Raw genomic sequence first — 9,930 nt, 5'->3', positions numbered from 1 at the left:
TCCTTGATCAGCCTGCCGGTGCCGTCGTCAGTGGAGCCATCGACCCGGAAGCTTTCGCCAGTGTGCAGATGCAGCATGTTGTTGTCGGGGGTGTACTGGCTAAGGTTGAGCGTCCAGCCACGGCCGAAGCCCGAGTCCTCGATATTCATCGGGTTGAAGCCGATGTGCAGGGGTAGCGAAGGCCCGGCGAGGTTGTTGGCGACCAGCTCTGGCAGTTCGATAGCGAGGGTGTATAGGCCGGTGCGCGGATCAACGCTGTTATTGACGAAGCTCAGGAAGTTGAACGCATTGGAGGCTGTTTTTGAGGAGATAGTCATGATCGGTCCTCCCTCTTATTGCGCAGTTGCGCAGCGATAAAACGTTCTGCCGTTCTCGTCACCTATGTGACGACGGCCGACTAGAAATGAGTGTTCGGGGCAGAGGAATGCGCTATCGTTCTCTTGTTGTGCATCAGACCATTCATCGGACCAGATGACCGACAGTTTTTTATCGCCGTTATATAGACTGCTGCAGCGGTACTTGGTTGGTCCGTTCTCGTCGTCCGAGTGGTCCATTCCAGTCATGACTTTGCCAGGCGGGCACATGAAATAGACGCCATCACTTTCCTTGAAGCTGTCGCTCCATTCGTTTGCAGCGACAGTCAGGTCGGTTGAGGCCTGCTTGAAGGTTGAGCATATATAGAAAACTCTACCATTTTCCGCGTCGCCGCGGTTTTTGCGCGATACCATCACTTGGTGAAGACCACAAGTAAAGGGATCATGGGGTTTAAGTCCCTCGTAAGGAGTAGGCTTGTTTTGTTCGACGGGAACCGGCGTAGGAGGATCAACGCGTGCAGAAGTTATCACCCGCACGCACTGGGCTTTGTCCCTGACTTCACTGGGGTCTTTATATTTGCTGTCAACCATTTCCAGGCCTTTGGAAATGATTTCTTCTTTAGGGTAGCTGACCAGGTCTTCGAATTCGAACCAGTCGGTATCAGTTCGGCTGATGGTCAACAGTTTGATCCAGAAGTTACTTTTACCTTCTTTGGTGCTACAACCGAGCCCATCGGTAATCAGGATTTCCGTTGCCGAGGGAAGCTTGTCGAATTTTATCTTGCGCGGTTTCACATCTTTGCAGGCGCTATCCCGCAGCGTGAATTCATATTGTATGAGCTCGCCGCTGCCTTCGCCGGGTACACTCAGGGAACACTGCGCGTTATCTTTGTCGATTATGAGGATGGTGCCCTCTGTTTTTGACTCGGCCTGCGCAGGCGTTTGAGCGCCGGCTTGTGCGAGCGGTGCGAGGCTGGTCAGGAGAAGCGGTAGTCCGATGATGCCTAGCTTCATGAAAGTTAACATGATGATGCCTCGTAATATAGGTCAGTACAGTTCGGCGCAATAGTAGAAGGTTTGTCCGTTTTCATCGCCGCTGAGTCTCATACCCGCAAGTACCTGATTTTTTTCGCAAACGGCTTCGTGATCGGACTCTTTTCCTTCTTTATCGCTTGTCCATGTTGGAACTAAGGCGTGGCCCCATACGTCGCGAACTTCAGAGCAATATATCCAGTAGGGTTCTTCTTCATCGCCTGACCTACCTCGGCCTGTCATGATTTTAGGTTCTGGGCAGGATGCGTAAGTCCAAGTTCCGACATTCTGCTTGGTCTCGTTAAATGTCTTGAGTGTTTCCTTCTGAAAGACAGTTGCACACAGGAAATTGGTGTCGGCGTTCTCGTCACCACTGTGCTTGCGCCCTACCAGGACTTGGTTGGAAGGGCATCTGAAATCATGGTCCGATTCCTTCTGGTCTGAAGACCACTTGTCGCCATGTTTTATGGTTGCAAGCTCGGCATAGGCCGGTGCGGAAAGCAGAATCAGTAGCGCTACGGTGCCAGTTATTCGCCATGGGTTGTTCATCACGAATCCTCAAGGTTGAGTGAGAAGTTCACCCGGCGAGTCTAGCGAGATGCCGAGGCCGGAACAGCTAGCAAAAATGCTAGGTACAGGGTGTTGCGAATGGCAGTGGCGCGAAGTATCACAGCCGCTTCATTGATGCCTACCTGTTATTTTTGTCAGTAGGCAGGCCGCCGGTGGTGGGATAGCGTGAGCATACTTTTCATTCGTTCATGGGAATACAAATATGCCTCCACCCGCCGTTGTCGAGCGCCCGCCGCGGCCGAGAATCAAAGACCTCACACCCTATGACGAAGTGGATCTCGCCAAATTGGGAAGTGATGACTTAGCTATTTATTTTACCTACGACGGTATCGATGTAGGCCAGACTGTCGACGTGCTCTGGATCGGCGCGGACCAACAAGGTAACCCGGTCGAATCTGGCCTGTTTCACGACGTTGACGAGAGAAACTTCGATCCCGTTGATAAAGAAACAGTCTTTCCAGTGCCGAATGAATACGTGACTGCCGCTGAAGGCGGCTACGCATTCTTTTCTTTCAAGCCTATTAATCCAGTACTTGAACAATCAATGCGCGCCTTTTGCTTCGTGGGGGTGCGCCCTCATCGCCTGGAGCATATGCCAGTGGCACAAGCGCCACAGTCACACAATTTGTACATCGACCCATCCACGCTGGGCGCCGCCGGGGCCACCTTTCTGGTGCCGCCCTATCAGGCCATGCGCGCAAAGGACGGGGTGACGCTCTACTTCGTGGGTTATGAGAGTAACGGTGACAAGGACGAAACGTGGAAAAAGACAATCCAGGTCACGGCGCAAGACGTTGGCCAGGTACTGCGCTGGCAAGTGCCGCTCGAGCAGTTCGACTTCATAAGCAAGGGGCACGCCGATGTTTACTATGAGATCGAGTTTGCCGATCTGACCTCAAAATTGCGGTCGCCCACTCAAACTTTCCGAATTGACAAAGTCCCTGACGCGCCGCCACTGCTCGCACCGCTCGAGATAGAAGGCTATACCAGCGGGAAGCTCGACCCCCTGCAGTTTCTCGATGGGCTGGTTTTGCGTATCACGGGCACCGAGCAACTGATGGTCAGTGACAGGTTGCTGCTGCATTTCAATGATAATTGGGGCGTACAGCAACTTCGCATCGACTTGAGCGGCCTGGAAAGTGGCGTGGTCCAGTTCACCCTGCCCTTTGAAAAGTTTGATGGGTTGGACCGCATCAGGCTGGGTTACCAGGTCGCCCGCGAAGGGGTAGCGTACAGCGGGGCAGTCCGCGATGTCGAACTGGTCGTTCGGCGCGATGAATCGCCATTGAACGTGTTTTTTGCGGAGGCAGAAGGGGCCGGGGGGGAGTTCAATGCCTATTTGCCGGCCCTCCTTGCAAAGGAGGGGGCCTATATCGATCTTTCGGCTATCGAGTTGCTGGATGGGGAAACCCTTGAAGTTTACTGGGAAGGCCGCTCTGCCTTGGGCAACCTGAAGTTTACCTTCGACAAGGAACCCGAAGAACTCCTGCACATTCCCCCGGCAGCGGTTGCAGCCAACATGCGCCCAGGTAATACCGAGGCCGAACGCTTTCCGGTGTATTACAAAATAATGCCCGAGCAACATAAGTCAAAAAACTTGAACTTGCGCATTGTTCCGTTGGGTCAAAGCAACTACCCGACGCTGCAGTGCACGCCGCGGCGCGGTACCGAGTTGCACATGAGCGATATCGGCGACGATCAGGCCACATTGACATTGCCTCACTGGCCGTTCATGAGTGTCGGGCAAATGTTGGTCATCACCGTGAGTGGTTTTAAAGGCGGCAAGCTAAAAGTGTTCGCTATCCGCAATGAATTGGTTCGCGAGGCGGAAGTCAGCAACCGCATGGTCACGGAAAAGTTACAGAAAACATCACTCGACGAGTTCGATGATGGTTCCAAGGTCACGTTCCATGCGAGCGTCAACTTCGAGGGCGATGTGGAACATGACAACTGGACCGTGTTTGAGTCGAGTTGGTTGACGTTGCGCAAGTAATGGCATTGGCATGCCTAAACGTATATCGAAGGTGGAATCATGATAATCCAAGAACGGCTGGAAACGATCGTAAAAGAATCGCTGGAAGAGTTTGTCGCGTACCTGAGGAAGGGGCCGTCAACCCACGGTTACGACGCCATACTTGCCTATGATCGCCTGCGCGCCAACCGGTTGCTGCTACAGGAGTACATCGACCGCTTCGACAGTGGTCAATATTTCGCGCCGTTGACATTCACGACGGTGATCACCCCCGCCACCACGTGGGAGCGGCTCGTTGATCATGTGCTGGATAAGCCTAGGCTCTCGTTCGAGAGGGCCAGCATTACGCACTCACGTGCAGACCTGAAGATGCGAATCAGTGGTGGCAAACAGCTGACCCTGAGCAGGCCTGCGGGATCTAAATACAAGCAAATTACCCGCGTCAGGGAAGCCGATGGGCTCGATGGCCCCGACTTGCATGTGCGGATCGAACTCGATAGCAGTCCCGGCACGGTTTCCGAAGCCGGTAAGGTGTTCATCGACTTGAAGAAGGCTCAGGATTTCTACCTGCGCTTTGCCGATACAGGCGAAGAGAACCGGGCCGGCGGTGATCGCTACAAGAAAATTTTCGATGGCTGGGACGATGCCCAGAAAATCCTGGTGCTCAATGAAATGAAGATCACCAAGGAGGATTTCCTGCAGCCGGAGAAATTCATCGTTCGCACCCATGCATCACCCGATAGCCGCGTACGAAACTCCACAAAGAATGGCGGGGGGGCGGTCATTATCCCTGTCACCATGAGAGACAGCGATAACTCGGAGGCGGGCCTTCCCGACAACGACGAGAACATGCATTACCTGTTGCCCTCTCCCGATGAAAATGCTTCCAATCCTTACACGATGAACTTGTTACTCGGTAACAAGTTCCTCATCAAGCGATTGGTCACGAGGGGACTTGAAAAGGTCGAGAACCAGAGCGATGCGTTTGAGGCGAAATATATTGGAGGCGAAGACAACACGTTTGTGACCGGCATCCAGGCGACCAAGGGGAAGTTGATTATTCCCCTCAAGGGCGCTACGGAGAACGTCAAGACAATCGATTTTACCAACGGGTTGGCGCTGGGCTTTGTCGCGACTGGCGACGATAAGTTCACCCGGTTCGAGGTCAAGGCCGGTGACGACAGCCTCAATTTCGAATGGTTTGGCCAAGGCACGTGCCCGGTTTCGCTGGAGCGAATGAATGGCACCTGGAAGAAGGGGGAAGTGAACTATATCTGGGAATACAAGGCCAGCTATCAGTTTCATGTCGAAACGGCTGGCAATGATATTGGTCAATTGACCCTCAAACTAGCGGCCACTCCCACAATGCGACACAAGATGGTACCCGATGAAAAATTGAGAATGGTCGGCGACGGGCCTGGTTTTCTTTCACAGTTCATCGACTTTGGCGAGTTGAAGATACTTGAGAATATCCGCAGTACGATCGATACCATCGTCAGCGTGGCAGAGGACATCGATGCATTTCGCCTCAACGGCCTGCTGTTTCGCAGTGGCAAGGAATCCGCGCAGCCATCGGCTGTGCGCTTCCCGGGCGACCTGACGCTGCCTGGGTACCTGTCGCCGGCGCGCACCGAGTTCGAGTTCGAGACGCCTGAACCGCTGGTGTTGGCGGGCCTAAAACATCAGTTCAGGATTACGCCTGCCCCGGTCGGGGCGGTGACCTGGACGGCGGCGAACTTGCCAGGGGAGGAAACTGAGGATTATGGCTCGATCAACCCCCAAACGGGCGAATACACCGCGCCAGCACTTGGCAGCCTGGTACGCGGCGACAAGCGGGTCATCGTCACTGCCACCAGCGGCAAGAGTTTCACCAAGGCCCTGGTGAGCATCACCCGACGTAGCCTAGGGGTATCGCCGATGGTCATGCAGGCTGCCGCCGATGGCAAGTACTTGTTGACTGCCGCGACGATTGACCGCTCCCCTGTGGAATTTTCCCTGCCGGCCGATTCATATGGTTACTTCTCGGATGATCCCGAAGCGGATCCCTCGGGCCAACAACAGAGCAAATACTATCACCTGCCCAAATGTAAATGTACCTGCAGCTGCCCTAACGGAAAGCAACATGTCTTTGCGGGCAAGTTGGTGAAAGACGAGGGGGGGAAAGACAAATGGGTATGCAAGGTCGAAGGAGACAATGACGACAATTGCCAGTGTGAGGTCAAGCCGTTACCCGGTTTCGAGTTGGAGCGCGTTTCCGACCTGCCGCGCAAGAGTCAGCAATGGCTGCAGCGTCATCAACAATGGCTCGATAGCGGTACCCAGACCGACTGGCCCTGGGAAGATGACATCAGCGAGGTCCTGCGCGTCGAAACCATCCGCGTTACCTCATCATCGTTGGGCGAAACAGTAGAAACGCCGGTCTTGATACCCATTGAAAATCAAACCCACTGGTTCAAGCACGATGTCGAACCGGGTGTGGCTGGGGGTGAAGATGGCCTGCGATTGACATTCCAGAGCAGCGACAAGGAAGGTGAATATGATGTCCCTGCCGAAGACACCACCTGGTACAGAGTCTATGGCAACGCCAAGTTCGAGGACGGTGTACTGACACCCGTCTCCATCGACGGTAAACCGTTGACACCCTATACCGTCATTGCCGCCATCGAATATGACCGCAGGAGCTGGCTATGGACTTACGCCATCCTGCCTGTCCCGTTGATCAAGCCGCAGGTTCTGGTTGACACGCTGTACGGTCCGGACGACGAGGAAAACGGCAAGGAGGCTGCGCAATGAAGACCCATTCCAAATCCGAGTTGCTCAAGCGTCTGGCTGAAGGCAACGTGATGTTCGACTGGGGCGCCATCGTGGCATTCGACCGTGGCCAGATCAACCGCATGCTGCGGGAAGAGTATTTGTCCGCGTTCAGCAACCACAGTTATCTGGCACCGTTCAGCATAGAGGTCGACATTGGCGACGATGAGCGTGCAACCCTGAGCAATATCGTGCTGGGTGCGCCACAGGTGTCGTTCGAGAACGCTACCTTCACCAACCGCAGTGTCACGGTCAGGCTCAATATCCTGGCAGGTACCTACGCCTCGACCATTCATGTACCCGGTAGCCCACCGTTTCTGCGGCAGAGTGTGCCCCTGCGCGAAGACTTGGGCATGGCGCTGGAAATGACCGCTGATCTTGAGGTACGGGCAGGCAATCGCGGCGACCGCAGCATGGTGACGCTGGACCTTTCGTCGGGTACTCGATTCAGCTGTAACCTCGGGGGGGCGAGCGGTGATGCCCGCGTGGCAATCGGCGAGGCACTGGGCAAGCGTATCAAGGCGCACCCGACCTACCGCCAGCTCTACACCTGCGCGACGCTGGGTTTCAACGACTACGGGGTCCTGACCCCGCGCAATTTCAGTTTGCTCACCCAGCCGGCGCCTGAGGGGCGCAATCCACGCTCGACGAAATACGGAGATGGCGCGCTCGTGCTGTTCTGCCAGCTACGTATCAATATGCGGCCCGGTCGCTTGCCGGGTAATCCCGACCAGTACCCTTACCTGATACCGGACGACCTGACTGCGCAAGGGACTGCTGCCTATAACACAACGACGCTGATCGCGGAAAACCTGCGTCGTTTCGTCAGCCGGGATGAAACGCCAGACGTGTTGCGCCAACTCAGGTTGCCCAACGCTTACCAGGTCGACATGGCCGAGCGTGAAGATCCACTGGATCATGTGATATTCGGTAGCGTCGAGCCCTCGGCGCAGTCCTATTTCGTTGAGCCCATGCAAGGCGCAGTGCTGGCCGGTGAGCGTCAGCCGTACGTACTCGACAACGAGGGGCAGACGGTTGATGTGAAGTGGACTGCGATCAACATGAACAGCGAGGCGCACACCGGGGCGATGGTAGGTGCAACCTATCAGGCACCGCTCGCCGAAACGTTCCGGCGCGATCAGCAACTGGTACGGGTATCGGCGAGCTTCGACTCGGCCGAAGGGCCGCAGACACGCACCGGACTGCTGGTCGAGTCGCGCCGGGCAGTCAACATTTTGCCGCGTGTAGCTACCTGGGGCACGCTAATTGGGCCCGTCGAGCTGCAAGCCAGCTCGCTCTCCGGCGCCGAGCTGATCTGGGAGCTCACTCCGATCGACGAAGAAGGTAGCGTCTACGGTGAATTGCTGCCTGACCCTAAGCAACCCGGCGGGCGGCTGTTCAAACCGTACGAGCCGGGGGAGGAGTACCTGCCTGAAGTTCGCCTGCAGCATATCCGCGTGACGGACCCGTCAACAGGGAGCACCGATATCGCCACGGTGGTCATTTTTGCCTACAGGCAAGTCCTGAACGTGATGCCTTTTCATGTGCCGGTGTTCAACGGGGCCGAACCGATTGCCTTCAGGCTGCGCCCCGATGACCACGAGGAGGCGACCTGGAAGGTCTTTGGTGAGGGAGACGTCGACGACGATGGTCACTACACCCCGCCGAGTCATCCCACGGCCCCCGTCAGCGTCATCATGGCGGATATCGACGATCGGTACACCGGCTATGCGATCGTCGAGCATGCCTACCAAAACCCGCCAATCACTTGGCGAGAGATCAAAAAATGGGAAATCAAGGTATTAGGTGCCCCAGTCTGCCTGGCCAATGGCATGCAGCAGATACTGGTGGAAGTGGCAGTCGAAACCGACGAGTTCGATTTTGGTGGTATCAAATACAAGATACCCGTGTCGGACGACGAAATGAGCACCATGAAGTTGGTATACCGTGCCACCAATGCAGAGGTCCAGGATGTCGGCAAGGGTGAGGAGGGCCTGCCGTCTGGTGTGAACATGTGGGCGACCAACGCCGTGATAAACCGTTTTGACCGCTACGACGGTGCCAAGGCGAGTGACGATCCACCCGCAGTGCGCTCTGAGGAAACACGCAATTCGGTGCGCTTCTATCTCCAGAGCGGCATAGCTGGAGTAGAAGAGTTCTATGCCATGTTCACGGCAGAGGATGGCACGCCCTGGAAGTCGAAGGATAAAGCCGCCTTCCTCGAAACCACAGCCGTGCAGCCGGTGAGGCCGGGGTCAGGCGATTACAAGCTTACCCGTGAGCGAGTGTTCAACGGCAAGGGCTATATTTTCGATCCTGGCACGGGTGCACCGAAAGATGAATTCACTTATATGCGGGATTCGATCGATTACTGGACGCTCAGCTATGAGGAAAAACTGGAAACCATCAAGTTCGCAACATGCGAGCCGGAGGGGGCCGCAACATCGATTCGCTGGGAAAGCGACCAGGTAAAGGAGAAGCGTTTCAGCTACCTGGGCTGCATTTTCAAGGAATTGCCAGTACCGAACAAGCCGGAAAAGCCGCACAAGTTCTACAAGGAACAAATGCTGACAGACTTGGCCGCGGCAGTTAACTACAACGGCATCAAACAGGAGGTGATCGAGGGCAAGGAGCCAGGGCCGGGCGAGTTGATCATCATGCTGCACCGCTTAGCCGACATGCCTTACTGGTATGACGGCAGGGCAAACGGCGATGAAACCAGAATGCACAGGATCACGTTGGACCAGCCCATGATGCTCGTGCTTTACGACATGCGTGGAACGCGGCATCGGTTGCGCATCGGCTTCCCGGAACGCACCGTCGAAGACAGCCGAAACCAGCTGATCCTGTCTGTGCAATAACCCCGCTCCCGCCTCGTCGAGCGGGGCGGGGCCTTCTACTTCAGGGCCTCACAATGACCACCAAATCATTGCTGCATTCCAATGCATTCAATTTTCTGAGTTTCATCGTCAACAGCGTCGACCCCCGCACCGGCCAGTACACCCTCGCTATCGAGCTGCCGGAGCTGGTCGCCAACAACCTCGCCGGGCCCTCGCTGCCCCTGCGTATCGGCTTCAACCCGATGAACATCGAGGACTCGGGGTTCGGCAGTGGCTGGACGCTCAACCTTAGCCAGTACACCCCCGCCGACAACATGCTGCATCTGCACACTGGCGAAAGCTTCCGGGTCGATGGCTCCACTGACGACGGCACCGGCAGGCTGATCAAGGA

At 55.7% G+C, this 9,930-nt stretch carries 7 protein-coding genes; 4 read left to right on the top strand and 3 right to left on the bottom strand.

Annotation, left to right across the window (positions count from 1 at the left end):
• The 3 genes from F6X59_RS27920 to F6X59_RS27910 all read right to left on the bottom strand — a co-directional run.
• On the bottom strand, window positions 1–317 hold a 317-nt coding region (locus F6X59_RS27920), incomplete at its 3' end, for a hypothetical protein (RefSeq protein WP_152959292.1).
• Window positions 318–332: 15 nt separating this feature from the next.
• A complete protein-coding gene (locus F6X59_RS27915; RefSeq protein ID WP_152959291.1) occupies window positions 333–1,340 on the bottom strand; it encodes a hypothetical protein in 1,008 nt (335 codons plus the stop codon).
• 21 nt (window positions 1,341–1,361) lie between these two features.
• A complete protein-coding gene (locus F6X59_RS27910) occupies window positions 1,362–1,895 on the bottom strand; it encodes a hypothetical protein (RefSeq protein ID WP_152959290.1) in 534 nt (177 codons plus the stop codon).
• 223 nt (window positions 1,896–2,118) lie between these two features.
• Here F6X59_RS27910 and F6X59_RS27905 point away from each other — a divergent pair, with 223 nt between their 5' ends.
• The 4 genes from F6X59_RS27905 to F6X59_RS27890 form a co-directional block, all read left to right on the top strand.
• Entirely contained in the window at window positions 2,119–3,909 is a 1,791-nt protein-coding gene (locus F6X59_RS27905; protein ID WP_152959289.1) for a hypothetical protein, read from the top strand.
• 39 nt (window positions 3,910–3,948) lie between these two features.
• The gene (locus F6X59_RS27900) at window positions 3,949–6,681 is read left to right on the top strand and encodes a hypothetical protein (RefSeq protein WP_152959288.1); all 2,733 of its coding nucleotides are present in this window, start codon (window positions 3,949–3,951) and stop codon (window positions 6,679–6,681) included.
• Window positions 6,678–9,560: a hypothetical protein gene (locus F6X59_RS27895; RefSeq protein WP_152959287.1), complete on the top strand. Its 2,883-nt coding sequence runs from the start codon at window positions 6,678–6,680 to the stop codon at window positions 9,558–9,560. The genes F6X59_RS27900 and F6X59_RS27895 overlap by 4 nt, the downstream gene beginning before the upstream one ends.
• 53 nt (window positions 9,561–9,613) lie before the next feature.
• Window positions 9,614–9,930, top strand: a 317-nt coding sequence (locus F6X59_RS27890; RefSeq protein ID WP_152959286.1) for a hypothetical protein, incomplete at its 3' end; no start/stop codon positions are given.

It is taken from the genome of Pseudomonas sp. MN1F, assembly GCF_009391885.1.
GTDB lineage: Bacteria > Pseudomonadota > Gammaproteobacteria > Pseudomonadales > Pseudomonadaceae > Aquipseudomonas.
Note: the sequence above shows the minus strand (reverse complement) of the source record. Positions and strands in the feature narration are given on the sequence as shown.